Source organism: Erythrobacter insulae (assembly GCF_007004095.1).
Lineage (GTDB): Bacteria > Pseudomonadota > Alphaproteobacteria > Sphingomonadales > Sphingomonadaceae > Erythrobacter > Erythrobacter insulae.
The window spans coordinates 180,461-195,100 of sequence record NZ_VHJK01000001.1; the positions used below are offsets into that span (position 1 = coordinate 180,461).

Consider the following 14,640-nt stretch of genomic DNA (forward strand, 5'->3'; position numbering starts at 1 on the left):
TTATTGCCCTTTGGCCGCGCAATGCCTAAGTCGCGGCCCTGATTAGAAAAGACAGACAATGACCACCGACCAAGCCAATGAAACATTTGGACAGCTGACTTTCGCTGTTCCCAAAGGCCGCATCCTAGACGAGGCGTTGCCAGTGATGGCGCGTGCCGGAGTGGTGCCTGATGCAGGCTTCCACGACAAGTCCAACCGTTCGCTATCGTTCGATACGACCCGCGCCGACATGCGTCTGATCCGTGTGCGGGCGTTCGATGTGGCGACGTTTGTCGCGCACGGAGCCGCACAAATCGGGATTGTCGGATCGGACGTGGTTGAAGAATTTGACTATGCTGATCTCTACGCGCCGGTCGATCTGGATATCGGCCATTGCCGCCTTTCGGTGGCGCGCCTTGCCGAGGATACAGACGAGCGTTCCGGCGTCAGCCACCTCAGAGTTGCCACCAAATATCCAAACCTGACCAGCAAGCACTTTGAAGCCGCCGGAATTCAGGCCGAGTGCGTGAAATTGAACGGTGCGATGGAGCTTGCGCCTTCACTTGGATTGGCACGCCAGATTGTCGATCTGGTTTCAACCGGCGCCACGCTGAAGCAAAACGGCCTTACTGAAACGAGCAAGATTATCGATATTTCTGCCCGTCTCATCGTGAACCGGGCGGCTCTTAAAAAGGATCCTCGCGTTGCAGAATTGGTCGCAGCGTTTCGAGCGGATGCGGAAACGCGCGCTAGCAAGGATGCTGCCTGATGCAGATGTTTTCCACACTCTCACCTGATTTTGATAAAAACTTCACCCGGCTGGTCAACGCGCGGCGTGAAACAGACAGTGATGTTGCAGGACAAGTGTCCAGCATTCTCAGCTCGGTCAAAAACCGCGGTGATGACGCGCTGATCGAATACAGTCAGCGCTTCGATGGCTATGCTTTGGCCGATGATAGCGACTGGATCATCACCCCGGAACGCTGCGCCGAAGCCTATGCCGGGCTCGAAACCGGGCTTCGCGAGGCGCTGGATCTCGCAGCTGCGCGGATCCGGGCGTACCACGAGGCGCAAATGCCGCAGGATCGCGATTACACCGACGATGCCGGCGTGCGGTTGGGCGCGATCTGGAGGCCGGTTGATGCGGCGGGGCTATACGTGCCCGGCGGACGCGCGGCCTACCCTTCATCGCTGCTGATGAATGCCATCCCTGCGCAGGTCGCTGGCGTCGAACGTATTGTGGTGGTTACTCCGACACCCAAGGGCAATTCCAACCCGCTTGTCTTGGCCGCGGCCCATGTCGCTGGCGTGGGAGAGATCTGGCGTGTGGGGGGAGCGCACGCCTTGGGCGCGCTTGCCTATGGTACAAACAAAATCAGACCCGTCGATGTGATCACCGGCCCCGGAAACGCTTACGTCGCAGAGGCGAAACGTCAGCTTTACGGTGTGGTCGGGATAGATATGGTCGCTGGACCGTCAGAAATTCTGGTCATTTCCGATGGCAAAACCGATCCCGATTGGATTGCGGCAGACCTGTTAAGTCAGGCCGAACACGATCCCACATCGCAATCGATCCTGATAACAGACGATGCGGGGTTTGCCGCGTTGGTCGAAGATAGCGTCTCCGTCCAGCTCAGCCAGCTTTCAACCGGCAAGGTCGCAAAGACCAGCTGGGATGCAAATGGCGCGATCATTGTGGTGAATGATCTGGAAAGCGAAGCGCCTGCGCTCGCCAATCGGCTCGCGGCTGAACACGTTGAGCTGGCGGTCGATAATCCCGAACCCATGCTGCAAAGCATCCGCCACGCAGGCAGCATATTTCTGGGCCGGATGACACCGGAGGCGGTCGGCGATTATGTTGCCGGACCGAACCATGTTCTGCCAACTGGCAGACGCGCGCGTTTTTCCAGTGGGCTTTCGGTCCTCGATTTCATGAAACGCACCAGTTTCCTTGGCCTTGACGAGGCTTCCTTCGCCAAGATTGGCCCCGCTGCGGCCACTCTTGCTCACGCAGAAGGGCTTCCTGCCCATGCAAAATCGGTGGAGCTTCGCCAAAAATGAATACGCCAGCCCGTTCCCAAGCCCGATCTACTGCGCGCCTCGCCAGTGTGCAGGCGCTGTATCAGCTCCAAATGGAGGGAACTGCCCTGTCCAAACTGCTGAATGAATTTCATCAGCACCGTCTCGGACGCGAAGTGGACGATGAAGATCACGAAGGCGAAGTCTTTGCCGATGCCGAAATCGAATTTTTCGATGATATCGTGCGCGGAGTGGATGCCAGACGCGAGGAAATCGATGCTTTGTTGATGAGCAAGCTTGCCGAGGGTTGGACCGTCAAACGTTTGGACAAAACCATGTTGCAGGTTTTGCGAGCCGGTTGTTATGAATTGCTGGCCCGCGCCGATGTGCCCAGTGCTTCGGCCATCAGCGAGTATGTCGATGTCGCCAAGGCATTCTTTGACGACCGCGAAGCCAAATTCGTCAACGGCATTCTGGATGCTGTGGCAAAAGAAGTGAGAAGCTGACTTCGCAAGGCCGGTAATACCGTGGTACTGTCTGCGCCATGATGACCGAACATGAGTTTCTCGCTGCGCTGAGAACATTGCCCCTTCATGAAGGAGCTCGCGGTCTGAAAGACGATTGCGCGCTAATCGAGATTGGCGACGAAACGCTCATCTTCAATCATGATTCCATGGCCGAGGGCACGCATTTCCGACCCGAAGCCGATCTAGCTGATGTTGCTTGGAAACTGGTTGCGATCAACCTGTCCGATCTCGCATCGAAAGGGGCCAAGCCTGTCGGAATTTTGCTGGGCCACTCCCTAGGCGGCAACGATCAGAGATTTATCGAAGGCCTGCGTGAAGTTCTGACGGCGTACAATGTTAAATTGATGGGCGGAGACACAGTCGCTGCGACCGGGGCAAGCACCTATGCGGTTACGGCGATTGGTAAAGCGACCTGCAAACCAGTCCCGGCGCGCAACGCTGCGAAGGTTGGTCACGGTGTCTTCGTCACAGGATCGATCGGCTGCGCAATGCTTGGCTTTGAAGGTCATGTGGCCCATCTCAAAGCGTTCAACCGGCCAACGCCTCTTGTCGAAGCAGGTCAGGCGCTCGCACCCCATGTTGGCGCGATGATGGATGTCTCCGATGGATTATTGCTCGATATCTATCGCATGGCCGGGGCCAGCGAAGTCACAATTTCCCTGGAGAGTATTGCCGTGCCAGTTGCCGATGAAGCGCGGCGTGATGAATGTCTGCGTTGGGGAGACGATTATCAGCTGCTGTTCACCCTTCCCCAAGGTGTCGAGCTTCCATGGCCAGCCACGATGATTGGAACTGTCGAACCACGCGCGCCAATTCGGCTATTCGTCGATGGTAAGCCTGTAAGCAGCACAGCAGGCCTCGGTTATGAACACGGCTGATTGACGACCGGCGCGGCTAAGCCTTTCAAAACTGGTGAAATTGACGCGTAACAAAAACGGGGCCCGCGCTAGACACTTGTCACCTGCAAGCAAGACCGTATGACTGATGCGCTGCGCCGCATAAAATAAAGCGGGATCTTTTGAAAAGGGCGCAGTTATAAAAAATAGTCCCGCGTCACGAGAGGGGATTATTCGTGAACCTAATTCTAATATCTATCGGGCTGGGGTTGCTCGCCGTAGTATACGGCGTTGTGACCCGCGCGCAGGTGCTTTCGGCCAGCACCGGTAACGAGAAAATGCAGGAGATTGCAGGCGCCATCCAAGAAGGCGCGCAGGCTTACCTCAATCGGCAATATACGACGATCGGGATCGTTGGTGTCGTGGTCGCAATCATCGTCGGGGTGTTCCTCGGAATGATTCCAGCGATTGGTTTTGTTGTCGGCGCCGTGCTTTCCGGCGTGGCAGGCTATATCGGAATGAACATTTCTGTTCAGTCCAATGTGCGCACCGCTCAGGCAGCCAGCACCAGCTTGCAGGCCGGTCTGACGTTGGCGTTCCGTGCAGGTGCAATCACCGGCATGCTGGTGGCTGGTCTCGCATTGCTGGCGATTGCTGTGTTCTTCTATGTGCTTGTTGGTCCGATGGAACTCGAACCGAACAGCCGGACTGTGATTGATGGCCTCGTCGGCCTTGCCTTTGGTGCATCGCTGATTTCGATCTTCGCGCGTTTGGGCGGCGGCATTTTTACCAAGGCCGCAGATGTCGGTGCCGATCTTGTCGGTAAAGTCGAAGCAGGCATTCCGGAGGATGACCCCCGTAACCCTGCAGTAATTGCAGATAACGTGGGCGACAATGTCGGTGACTGTGCCGGGATGGCGGCTGACTTGTTTGAAACATACGTCGTTACCGTTGGTGCGACGATGGTTCTGACCGCGCTTCTGCTGACCCAGTTGGGCGATCTGTTGCTTCCGATGATGGCGCTTCCGCTGCTTATCGGCGGTGCTTGCATCGTCACCTCGATCATTGGCACATACTTCGTGCGCCTTGGCGGTGGTACAAATGTCATGGGCGCGATGTACAAGGGCTTCCTTGTGACAGCAGTCCTGTCTGTTCCGCTCATTTATGTGGTCACACAATATGCGCTCGGCGATATGAACACGGTCCTGAATGCCGGAACTGGCATGGTCGAATTCACCGGAATGGATCTGTTCCTGTGTGCGATTATCGGTCTGGTTCTGACCGGCGTCATCATTTGGATCACCGAGTATTACACCGGCACGAATTTCCGTCCGGTCCGATCAATCGCAAAGGCTTCGGAAACGGGGCACGGCACCAACGTGATCCAGGGTCTGGCAATCAGTCTGGAATCAACCGCGTTGCCTACCCTTGCCATCATTGCGGCGATTATCGGTGCATACCAGCTCGCTGGTCTGATCGGTCTGGCATACGGTGCGACCGCAATGCTGGCGCTTGCCGGTATGGTTGTCGCGCTCGACGCGTACGGTCCGGTCACCGATAACGCGGGCGGCATTGCTGAAATGGCGGGCCTTGATGACAGCGTGCGTGAAAAAACCGACCTGCTTGATGCGGTTGGCAACACCACGAAAGCTGTGACCAAGGGTTATGCGATCGGTTCGGCCGGTCTTGCTGCACTCGTGCTGTTTGCGGCTTACACCGCTGACCTGCGTGCATACTTTCCAGAGGCTGAGGTCAATTTCAGCCTTGAGAACCCGTATGTGATCGTCGGTCTTCTGCTTGGTGCGCTGCTCCCGTATCTGTTCGGTGCGATGGGCATGACCGCTGTGGGCCGCGCTGCGGGCGACGTTGTGAAAGACGTTCGTGAGCAGTTCAAAGAGAAGCCGGGCATCATGGATTACTCCGAGAAGCCCGACTACGCCCGCACCGTGGATCTGGTGACGAAGGCTGCGATCAAAGAAATGATCATTCCTTCGCTTCTGCCGGTTCTGGCTCCGGTGGTTGTCTACTTCGTGATCCTCGGCCTTGCCGGTCAGGAGAACGCTTTCGCTGCACTGGGCGCATTGCTGCTTGGTGTGATCGTCAGCGGCCTGTTCGTCGCGCTTTCCATGACCGCTGGCGGCGGTGCATGGGACAATGCGAAGAAGTACATCGAAGACGGCAATCACGGCGGCAAGGGCTCCGAAGCCCACAAGGCCGCGGTAACAGGCGACACTGTTGGCGATCCTTATAAGGATACCGCAGGTCCAGCTGTGAACCCGATGATCAAAATCACAAACATCGTCGCACTGCTTCTGCTCGCGGCCTTGGCCGGCACGCACTAACGCTGCCGAAAATGATCAAATCAGCCCCGCCGGAAGCGATTTCGGCGGGGTTATTTTTTGCCTAAGGTTCGTCCAGATTCTGGACACTGTTCGCAGGACAAAAGTTTTCTTCATCCCTCCATGATAATGGAAGCTTAGACGCATAATGCCGTGCGTCAGAGTAAGGTTTGCTGCGGATGGACTTGGCAAATGCGCCAGATCTGAAGAACAAAGGGCGCGCCACCGGCGCCCCTTTTGACCGCTATTGCGGCTTCCGCGTGCTTTGCGCAGAGCAGGCGCGCACGCCGGAATTCGTCGCGCAGTGGCAAGACATAGCCAATCGCGCTGCTGAACCTAATCCGTTCTTTGAACCCTGGTTCTGCCTTCCCTCACTCGAATTTCTTACGCCTTCGGCCTCTGGAAGACCGCGCGTTTCGATCCTTGCCCATTTTACAAAAGGTCAGCTTACCGGCGTGATGCCGATTGAGCAGTCCCGCGAGTATTACGGCTATCCCGTGCCGCATTTTTCGGCGTGGCTGCACGCCAATGCATTTTACGGCGCACCACTGGTTATAGAGGGGTTCGAACATGATTTCTGGACCGACTTGCTTAGCCATTTTGACGCGCGGCCCGGCCTTGCCCTGTTTGCCCATCTGCCATTGCTGGAACAGGGCGGACCGCTCGATGCTGCGCTTGATGCAATTCTAAGCGCATCGCGGCGCAATACATCGGTCGTGCTGCGCCGCGAACGCGCGCTTCATGCCTCGTCGCTGTCTGCCGAACACTATCTTGATCGGGCATTGAGCAAAAAGCATCGCAAGGAATTGCGCCGTCAACGCCGGCGTCTGTCCGAGCACGGTGAGCTTACCGTCGAGCGCAGAAGCGATGATTTCGGGCTCAAAGAATGGATCGCAGAATTTCTCGCGCTTGAAACGGCGGGATGGAAAGGCGATGCGGGCTCATCACTTGCAGGCACCCCGGCAACTCGTAATTTCTTCACAGCATGCATGCGCGGCGCGGCATCCGTGGGCAAGTTGGATAGAATAGCCCTTCGCCTCGATGGAAAACCAATCGCAATGCTCACCAGTTTTGTCACAGCGCCGGGATGCTACAGTTTCAAAACCGCGTTTGATGAACGTTACTCTGCGCATTCGCCGGGTATGCAGTTGCAGATCGACAATCTCACCGCGCTCGACCGGCCCAATATTGAATGGACCGATAGCTGCGCCGCAGAAGGCCATCCCATGATCGACCGGTTGTGGACCGAACGCCGTCGACTTGTCAGTCGCAACGTTGCAATCGGTGGTAGGCTGCGCCGGGCCGCTTTCGCACGTTTATCAGCTTACGAAAATCGCAGCGAGAAAGTAGCATGAACGCACCTTTTCATCAGAACGCTGAATGGCAACTCGATCAGAAATCCGTTTCCGGGGTGTTTGATCAGGCAGCACGCGCCCACTTTGGACAGCACTATCCCGAAAAACCGCATTTGCTGCGTCACGGACTTCAAAAACATCCGCTGCTGGAAATAGAGGCGTTGGCGAATCTCGCCGAACGGCTCGGCGAAGGCAGTGTCGAATATAATCGCGGCGACCTGCCGCTGGGCGTGGATGGAAAGCCTGCATCCAATGGCCTTTCCATTGGCGAGACGATCCGCAGGGTCCGCGAAGCCAACAGCTGGGCCGTGCTGAAGAACATTGAACAAGTGCCGGCATATCAATCACTGCTCATGGATCTGCTCGGCGATCTCCGACCAGAGATCGAGAACGCGACCGGGCAGCTGCTGACGCCGCAGGGCTTTCTGTTCATCTCAAGCCCTAATGCGGTGACGCCGTATCACTTCGATCCCGAGCACAATATTCTGCTGCAGATCGCAGGATCGAAAGTAATGACCCAGTTTCCAGCGGGCAATCCGCATTTTGCGTCCGACACCACGCATGAGAGCTACCATACGGGCGGGCCGCGTGAGCTTGCTTGGGATGACGCTTATCTAAAGGACGGGATGCCATTCAAACTTGGTGCCGGCGATGCTGTGTATGTGCCAGTCATGGCGCCGCACTTTGTTAACAATGGCCCGGAAAGTTCCGTTTCGCTTTCAATCACATGGCGGTCCGACTGGAGCTACCTTGAAAGCGATGCCCGCGCCTTTAACCGCTGGTTACGGCAACGTGGTTTTTCTCCGAATGCGCCCAAGCGTTGGCCCGCTCAAAACCGGGTCAAAGCCAGCGCATACCGTGCATTGCGGAAATTTGGTCTGACCGGGCAATCTTGACCTCGGCCAACCCGCGCCGCAAAGGCACATGATGAGCGACACCCCAACTGCAGAGCAGCTGACCGATGGCTTGGTCCGCCTCTTGACCACAGAAAAACGTGCGGCTGATATTTACGCGGGCAACCCGCAAAAAGGCGGCGTTGGCCGGGTATTTGGCGGGCAGGTTCTGGCTCAGGCATTGCAGGCGGCTCAGGCCAGCGTCACCGACGGGAAAACCGCTCATTCGCTGCACGCCTATTTCCTGCGCGGCGGCAAAGAAGGCATTCCGATTGAATACCGCATTCAGCGCGATTTTGACGGGCGCAGCTTTGCCAATCGCCGTGTTGTGGCATCGCAAGAAGGCGATGACGGCACCAGCATACCGATCCTCAATCTGACCGCGAGTTTTCAGACGCCCGAAGATGGGTTGGAACATGTTGATTCGCCGATGCCCGACGTTGCCGGTCCGGATGAATTAAAATCGGATATGGAAATGCGGCTCCAGATGGTTGATGCACTGGGTGACAAGCTCGATGAATCCCAGCGCAAATTCATGCTCCGCCCTCGTCCGATTGAGATGCGTACGATTGATCGATTGCATTGGATGAATTCCGAACCACGGCCACCACATGCGCACACCTGGTTCAAGACTGCGGCACCTTTACCGGACGATCCCAATCTGCACCGTGCGGTGATGACCTATGCCAGCGATTACACGTTGCTCGGGACAAGCGCCCTTCCCCACGGTCTGTCTTGGATGCGGGGCGAGCTGGTCGGGGCCAGCCTTGACCATGCAATATGGTTCCACCGCGAAGCGCGGGCGGATGAATGGCTGCTCTATGTCACTGATGCACCATGGTCAGGCAGCGGCCGCGGGTTCAATCGCGGACGAATATTCAACCGGTCGGGTGAACTTGTCGCCAGTGTCGCCCAGGAAGGCATGATGCGGAAGCGCAAGAAGAAACCGGATTAGGCGCCGAAGCGATTAACTGCCCTCGCTGGGCGCTGCGACAACAGCGTCTGGGGCCTTTTTAGACGAACCGCCATTGCGATCAGACAGGTTCCAAACCCCATTGCGGCCGCCAACCCCGCCCTTCTTCGCTACTCGCGATGCCGGCTTTATTTTAGGCGCAGATTTCGGACGCTCAAAAGCGCGGTTCGAAATGGTGTATAGTCCAGGCGACCCGGCAAGACTTAAGCTTACGCCGTTGGCAGATTGATAGCCGCCCGATTTGCTATTGAACAACGGCCCGCTGGCGCGTTTGTTGCTCGAATACCATGCGACGACAAACGGGGAGAAATGGCGCTGCCCGGCCTGAACCTGCTCTTCTTCGCCGACACCGCTTTCGACGCATTTGCCAGCTCCGTATTCCGTCTCGCAATCAGCGAGTGCGGCAAAGCGCGGGGCCTCTTCATCGGCCTTGGCGACGGCTTCTGCGTGCATGGCATCACATTCATCGCGGGTCTTTCCGGTCGTCTTTGCGCAAGCAAACACGTTCTCGAACACCTGAACTTCGGTCTGCTTCGCTTCGTTTTGCGCCGCGTTTGCGGACGGCGCGGCAGGTTCACTGCCACACGCGGTCAACATGGCACCGCCCCCGATTGCGGCCAAAGCCGTCAAAACGACTTTAGAAGAACGCTTTGAGCGCTTTGAATTTGCAGGCATTTCCATCACATATTCCCCGTCGACCCGGCTGTTGATGATGGTTTAGCCTGAAATGGTTATCACAAGGTGCACACGCGTTTTTGCCGCAAGGAGCCCCCCATAGACAAAAGGCTAATGCGCTAGGAAAATTGGCAGGTGCGGATCGGTTAGAGAGCGCCGGGTCACCCCGCCCAGCAACATTTCGGCCAGTTTTGAATGGCCATATGCGCCCATTACCATCATCGAACATCCCCGCATTTCTGCAGCCTCGAATAATGCTTCGGATACGGTTCCATTGCCGCGCGGAATTTCCACAATCTCTGCCTCTATTCCATGCCGGCTGAGATATTTCGCGCCTTCATCAAGGCGGAAATCCACACGCTCCTTGTCATTGAATTCCGATACATAGGCCAGATGAACGCTGCCAGACAGTGCCAGAAGCGGCACAGAGGCACGCAGCGCCACGCAAGCCTCTGACGAGCCATTCCATGCGACCAGGATTGGCGCACTTATGTCAAACCGTTTGGTGGATGCAGGCACCACCAGAACCGGTGCAGGTGCTTTTAGCGCAAGCTCGCCAACCATATTGGAAGCTGCGCGTTTGCCGTCTTCACCGACATCATAAGGACCCACGATAATCAGATCATGCAGCGCCGATTGTTCAAGCAGCCTTCGTTCGGCCATACCGTAAATGAATTTCCAGCTCCAATTGGCATCTTCATTGGCGAGGTCGGCTTCGGTTTTGGCCCGAAAGCTCTCGGCTGCCTCTTTGATCTGCGGCAATGCAGCCGCCATGGCCGAGCCATAAAAGTCGCCGGGCGCAAAGACTTCATAACTGACCGCTTGCAAGAATGTGATGTGAGCATTCGTTGCCCGGGCAATGTCGAGCGCAACCTGCATACGGGCTTCCATAGCGCTGTCATCAGCGGCGTGAACGAGGATGGATTTCATTGGGCTTCTCCTTTTTATGTTTACAAAGATGCACCTGAGATACCGCCGCGTAATTGATCGAGATCAAACTTTGGTGAGTTTTGTTAGGCTTGCCCTACTTTCACACTCCGCTAAGTTCGTGCGCGGGAGAGTGCCATGCAGATTACACGTCAGCCGCCAGTCAAAACGACCCTGAAACCATCAAACCACCCGTATCTTTCCGGGCCATGGACACCTGTTCATGAAGAAGTTGACGTCGATGAGCTTGAAATCATCGAAGGCGAAATTCCTGCGGACATTGACGGGATCTATCTGCGCAACACCGAAAATCCGGTCCACCAACCGCTCGGCCGGCATCATCCCTTCGATGGCGATGCAATGGTCCATCAAGTCAGCATCAGCGGCGGCAAAGCAAGCTATCGCAACCGTTTCGTACGGACGCATTGCTTTACCCAAGAACAGATCGCCGGCGAAGCGCTTTGGGGCGGGTTGATGGATCCGCCTGCCCTTTCCAAGCGGCCCGGTTTCGGGGCCCATGGCAGCCTGAAAGATACAGGCAGCACCGATATCATCGTTCATGCCGGCACAGCTTTGGCAACGCTCTATCAATGCGGTGAAGCATGGCAGATTGACCCGGTGTCGCTCGAAAATCTCGGCAAAGCATCGTGGGGGCCGATTGACGGGATCTCCGCCCATCCCAAAGTGGATGAGGATACCGGCGAGCTGATGTTCTTCAATTATTCAAAGCACGCGCCTTATATGCATTACGGCGTCGTCGATCGGGCCGGAATGCTCGTGCATTATGCGCCCATCCCGTTGTCCGGCCCGCGCCTGCCGCATGATATGGCAATTACCAAAAACTGGTCGATCTTGAATGACATGCCGTTGTTCTGGGATGAAGAGCTTTTGAAACGGGATATTCATGCCGCGCGCATTCACGATGGCATACCAACGCGTTTTGCGCTGATCCCGCGCCATGGTCAGCCCGAGGATATCCGCTGGTTCGAAGCCTCGCCAACCTATGTTCTTCATTGGACAAATGCGTGGGAGGATGGCGATGAGGTTGTGCTTGAGGGATATTATCAAGACAAACCGATGCCTGACCCGATCAAAGAAGCGGGCGAATACAGCCATATGATGGCCTATGTGGATGAACATTCCTTTCAAAGCAGGCTTCACCGGTGGCGCTTCAATCTCAAGACCGGTGCGACCACCGAAGAACGGCTGTGTGATCGCATCGTCGAATTCGGAATGATCAACCCCGATTATCTGATGCGCAAAAACCGGTACATCTGGTCCACCACCACGCGGCCCGGCTGGTTCCTGTTTAACGGATATGTCCGGCACGATACGCAAACCGGCACAGAGCAGGTTTTTCAACTGCCAGACGGGGTGTATGCCAGCGAAAGCCCGATGGTGCCTCGCAAAGGCGCAGCATCAGAGGATGACGGGTATCTTGTCACTTTCCTGATCGACGAGAATTCCGGGACTTCCGAGCTCGCCATACTTGATGCCAGCGATGTGACGAAAGGCCCGATCTGCCGTGCGCGCCTGCCACACAAGATTTCCAGCGGAGTGCATTCAACCTGGGTCGAACATTCGCAATTGCAGGCCGATGCCGACTTCAAAAGGCGGTCTTTGGCAGCCTGACTGTCGAGTATTGTCAGAACAGATTGAAACTTTTACCGCGCCAGCGCGTTTCCACACCAATCGTATTCCTTTTAATTAGAGAGACCTAACATGGCATTTCAACTGATTGACCTTCCTTATCCTGATACCGCTCTGGCACCGGCAGTCTCTGCCGAAACGCTTTCGTTCCACTATGGCAAGCACCATCAGGCGTATCTCGACAAGATGAACGCTGCGATTGAAGGCACCGATCACGCTGATAAGCCGATGGAAGCCATCGTATCGGCAGCACGCGGCAGCAACCAGGGTTTGTTCAACAACGCGGCGCAAAGCTGGAACCACGCCTTTTATTGGCATTCCATGGCCGCTGAAGAAACGGCCCCTTCGGATGATCTCAAAGCGAAAATCGACGCCGCTTTTGGTTCGGTCGACGAATTGAAGAAACAACTTAAAGAGCGCGGCGCCGGTCACTTTGCCAGCGGCTGGGTCTGGCTCGCAGAAAAAGACGGGGCGCTTTCAATCGAAGAAACCCATGACGGCGATACCCTTGCAGACAGCGGATTTAATCCCCTGCTGACAATCGACGTGTGGGAGCACGCTTATTACCTCGATCACCAGAACAAACGTCCTGCGTATCTGGATGCTGTGGTAGACAACAAGCTCAACTGGGCATTCGCCAGCGAAAACCTCGCCCGCGGATCGGCGTGGACATACCCCGCCTAAACCGAGCGCAATAACATTTTCAAAAACCCCGGATCGCCTATTGCGCTCCGGGGTTTTTTGTATTTCATTCTATCATCCGGGCACGGTGTAATAGGTTGGCGAACCCGGCCCGACCGGGATGCCAAGCACAAAGGTCCAAAGATAGAAGAAGATCGACCAGAAGAAGAGGAAGAACATCGTATAGGGCAGCATCATCGCGATCAGGGTGCCGACGCCCAGATCCTTCTGATATCGCGTCGCCCACGCCAAGATCAGTCCGAAATAACTCATCATCGGCGTGATGATATTGGTTGTGCTATCCCCGATCCGATAGGCTGCCTGAATGGTTTCCGGCGCATAACCAATCAGCATCAGCATCGGCACAAAGATCGGCGCAGTCACCGCCCACTGCGCACTTGCCGAACCCAATGAAAGGTTGATGACTGCACAGAGCAGGATGAACAGAAAGAAGATCAGCGGGCCAGTCATGCCGGTTTCGACCAAAAATGTCGCCCCGGTCACAGCGGTGATCGCGCCGATATTGGTCCAGCCGAAAAAGGCCACGAATTGCGCCGCGAAAAACACGAGCACAATATACAGGCCCAGCGAGGATAAAGCCGCCGCCATGGCGTCAATCACATCGCGGTCTGTCTTCATCGTTCCGACCGCGCGGCCATAAGCATATCCGATGGCGACGAAGAAGATGAAAATCCACACCACGAAGCCATCAAAGAACGGCGAGTCCATCCGATCCCCATCCTCTGCATTGCGCAGGATGCCCCATTCAGGAACCAGCGTAAGCGCCATTAGGGCAAGAACGCCGAGCAAGGCGATGCCCGCCCAGCGAAGGCCTTTGCGCTCTTTATCGGCCAAAGGCTGCATCATCCCGTCATCAAGGATGGTCGGGTCGGCTTTCGACGCATCGTATTCGCCCAATTTCGGCTCGACGATATAGATGCTGACGAGCGAACCGATGACCGCAACCAGAAAAGTCGAGGCGAACATGAAGTACCAGTTCGCTGTTGCCAGCACGGTGTAATCGGGATCGATCAGCTGGGCGGCCTCTTGCGTGATCCCGGCCAGCAACGGATCGATTGTCCCGATCAGAAGGTTGGCGCTGTAGCCACCGGAAACCCCTGCAAAAGCCGCCGCCATGCCCGCCAGCGGATGCCGCCCGAGAGCATAATAGATCGCTCCGCCAAGCGGGATGAGAACCACGTAACCCACCTCGCTGGCGGTGTTGGATATAATCCCGGCAAAAACGATCGCGACCGTCACCAGCTTGGGCGGTGCGCCCATGACCAAGCTGCGCACTGCTGCGCTCAAAAGCCCTGATTTCTCTGCCACGCCCACTCCGAGCATGGCGACCAGCACCACGCCAAGCGGGGCGAAGCCGGTAAAATTGTCTACAAGCCCGGTGAATATGCGCCGGACCCCGTCGCCATCCATCAGGCTGACTGCGCGGATCATCCCGTCATCTGCCACGCCCTTCGCGCCCAACGGCCTCGGATCGTCAACCGCCACACCCATCCAGCCGAGCAGCCCCGAAAGCAGCACGATGCCGACTGCAAGCAGAGCGAACAGCGTTACCGGATGCGGCAGAAGATTGCCCAGCCATTCCACCCCATCAAGAAAGCGGGTGAAGGCATTGCGCTGCGCCGGTGCGTGATCGGCAGCGGTTCCGGTTCGGGGGTTGTCCTGGCTCTCAGCCATCAATTCATTCCAATCGCGTGAAGCGCCAAAATTAGCGGGGCAAAGATGGGCGCTGAGGGATAATCGCCGCGAAGGGCATGGCAAAGCCTCG

The 14,640-nt window shown here is 56.5% G+C and carries 14 protein-coding genes; 11 read left to right on the forward strand and 3 right to left on the reverse strand.

Going from position 1 to position 14,640, the window contains the following annotated elements; all coding sequences use genetic code 11:
- Positions 1 to 58: 58 nt before the first annotated feature.
- The 8 genes from hisG to FGU71_RS00960 all read left to right on the forward strand — a co-directional run bounded on the left by hisG (position 59) and on the right by FGU71_RS00960 (position 8,903).
- The gene (hisG, locus tag FGU71_RS00925) at positions 59 to 748 is read left to right on the forward strand and encodes an ATP phosphoribosyltransferase (RefSeq protein WP_142786831.1); all 690 of its coding nucleotides are present in this window, start codon (positions 59 to 61) and stop codon (positions 746 to 748) included.
- Positions 748 to 2,040 (forward strand): histidinol dehydrogenase, encoded by a 1,293-nt coding sequence (gene hisD, locus FGU71_RS00930; protein WP_142786832.1) that lies wholly within the window; start codon positions 748 to 750, stop codon positions 2,038 to 2,040. Before hisG ends, hisD begins: the two co-directional genes overlap by 1 nt.
- Positions 2,037 to 2,504, forward strand: coding sequence for a transcription antitermination factor NusB (gene nusB / locus FGU71_RS00935; protein WP_142786833.1), 468 nt, complete (start codon positions 2,037 to 2,039; stop codon positions 2,502 to 2,504). Before hisD ends, nusB begins: the two co-directional genes overlap by 4 nt.
- Before the next feature lie 38 nt (positions 2,505 to 2,542).
- The gene (gene thiL / locus FGU71_RS00940) at positions 2,543 to 3,403 is read left to right on the forward strand and encodes a thiamine-phosphate kinase (protein ID WP_234035580.1); all 861 of its coding nucleotides are present in this window, start codon (positions 2,543 to 2,545) and stop codon (positions 3,401 to 3,403) included.
- Positions 3,404 to 3,597: 194 nt separating this feature from the next.
- A complete protein-coding gene (locus FGU71_RS00945; protein WP_142786834.1) occupies positions 3,598 to 5,703 on the forward strand; it encodes a sodium-translocating pyrophosphatase in 2,106 nt (701 codons plus the stop codon).
- Between the two features lie 176 nt (positions 5,704 to 5,879).
- Positions 5,880 to 7,055 carry a GNAT family N-acetyltransferase gene (locus tag FGU71_RS00950; protein WP_142786835.1) on the forward strand — a complete coding sequence of 392 codons (1,176 nt, stop codon included), beginning with the start codon at positions 5,880 to 5,882 and terminating at the stop codon, positions 7,053 to 7,055.
- Complete coding sequence (locus tag FGU71_RS00955) at positions 7,052 to 7,951, forward strand: cupin domain-containing protein (protein ID WP_142786836.1); 900 nt, start codon at positions 7,052 to 7,054, stop codon at positions 7,949 to 7,951. The genes FGU71_RS00950 and FGU71_RS00955 overlap by 4 nt, the downstream gene beginning before the upstream one ends.
- 31 nt (positions 7,952 to 7,982) lie before the next feature.
- Positions 7,983 to 8,903, forward strand: a complete 921-nt coding sequence (locus FGU71_RS00960; protein WP_142786837.1) for an acyl-CoA thioesterase — start codon at positions 7,983 to 7,985, stop codon at positions 8,901 to 8,903.
- 12 nt (positions 8,904 to 8,915) lie between these two features.
- On the opposite strand, the gene FGU71_RS00965 is transcribed toward FGU71_RS00960, so the two are convergent.
- Positions 8,916 to 9,518, reverse strand: a complete 603-nt coding sequence (locus FGU71_RS00965) for a DUF1190 domain-containing protein (protein WP_185960171.1) — start codon at positions 9,516 to 9,518, stop codon at positions 8,916 to 8,918.
- On the opposite strand from FGU71_RS00965, the gene FGU71_RS14265 reads away from it, so the two are divergent.
- Complete coding sequence (locus FGU71_RS14265; protein ID WP_267901805.1) at positions 9,517 to 9,642, forward strand: hypothetical protein; 126 nt, start codon at positions 9,517 to 9,519, stop codon at positions 9,640 to 9,642. The two genes, FGU71_RS00965 and FGU71_RS14265, sit on opposite strands and share 2 nt — an antisense overlap.
- Before the next feature lie 65 nt (positions 9,643 to 9,707).
- Here the strand turns inward: FGU71_RS14265 and FGU71_RS00970 are convergent, their stop codons facing one another.
- The gene (locus tag FGU71_RS00970; RefSeq protein ID WP_142786839.1) at positions 9,708 to 10,526 is read right to left on the reverse strand and encodes a universal stress protein; all 819 of its coding nucleotides are present in this window, start codon (positions 10,524 to 10,526) and stop codon (positions 9,708 to 9,710) included.
- A gap of 135 nt (positions 10,527 to 10,661) precedes the next feature.
- Here FGU71_RS00970 and FGU71_RS00975 point away from each other — a divergent pair, with 135 nt between their 5' ends.
- Positions 10,662 to 12,155, forward strand: a complete 1,494-nt coding sequence (locus FGU71_RS00975) for a carotenoid oxygenase family protein (protein WP_142786840.1) — start codon at positions 10,662 to 10,664, stop codon at positions 12,153 to 12,155.
- Positions 12,156 to 12,245: 90 nt separating this feature from the next.
- Positions 12,246 to 12,857 (forward strand): superoxide dismutase, encoded by a 612-nt coding sequence (locus tag FGU71_RS00980; protein ID WP_142786841.1) that lies wholly within the window; start codon positions 12,246 to 12,248, stop codon positions 12,855 to 12,857.
- 72 nt (positions 12,858 to 12,929) lie between these two features.
- On the opposite strand, the gene FGU71_RS00985 is transcribed toward FGU71_RS00980, so the two are convergent.
- Positions 12,930 to 14,549: an AbgT family transporter gene (locus tag FGU71_RS00985; protein WP_142786842.1), complete on the reverse strand. Its 1,620-nt coding sequence runs from the start codon at positions 14,547 to 14,549 to the stop codon at positions 12,930 to 12,932.
- Positions 14,550 to 14,640: the final 91 nt, after the last annotated feature.

Bases quoted from the DNA above. Each gene is read 5' to 3' on its own strand.
- hisG (WP_142786831.1), top strand. From the start codon at position 59: ATGACCACCGACCAAGCCAATGAAACATTTGGACAGCTGACTTTCGCT.
- hisD (WP_142786832.1), top strand. From the start codon at position 748: ATGCAGATGTTTTCCACACTCTCACCTGATTTTGATAAAAACTTCACC.
- nusB (WP_142786833.1), top strand. From the start codon at position 2,037: ATGAATACGCCAGCCCGTTCCCAAGCCCGATCTACTGCGCGCCTCGCC.
- thiL (WP_234035580.1), top strand. From the start codon at position 2,543: ATGATGACCGAACATGAGTTTCTCGCTGCGCTGAGAACATTGCCCCTT.
- FGU71_RS00950 (WP_142786835.1), top strand. From the start codon at position 5,880: ATGGACTTGGCAAATGCGCCAGATCTGAAGAACAAAGGGCGCGCCACC.
- FGU71_RS00955 (WP_142786836.1), top strand. From the start codon at position 7,052: ATGAACGCACCTTTTCATCAGAACGCTGAATGGCAACTCGATCAGAAA.
- FGU71_RS00960 (WP_142786837.1), top strand. From the start codon at position 7,983: ATGAGCGACACCCCAACTGCAGAGCAGCTGACCGATGGCTTGGTCCGC.
- FGU71_RS14265 (WP_267901805.1), top strand. From the start codon at position 9,517: ATGGCACCGCCCCCGATTGCGGCCAAAGCCGTCAAAACGACTTTAGAA.
- FGU71_RS00965 (WP_185960171.1), bottom strand. From the start codon at position 9,518: ATGTTGACCGCGTGTGGCAGTGAACCTGCCGCGCCGTCCGCAAACGCG.
- FGU71_RS00970 (WP_142786839.1), bottom strand. From the start codon at position 10,526: ATGAAATCCATCCTCGTTCACGCCGCTGATGACAGCGCTATGGAAGCC.
- FGU71_RS00975 (WP_142786840.1), top strand. From the start codon at position 10,662: ATGCAGATTACACGTCAGCCGCCAGTCAAAACGACCCTGAAACCATCA.
- FGU71_RS00980 (WP_142786841.1), top strand. From the start codon at position 12,246: ATGGCATTTCAACTGATTGACCTTCCTTATCCTGATACCGCTCTGGCA.
- FGU71_RS00985 (WP_142786842.1), bottom strand. From the start codon at position 14,549: ATGGCTGAGAGCCAGGACAACCCCCGAACCGGAACCGCTGCCGATCAC.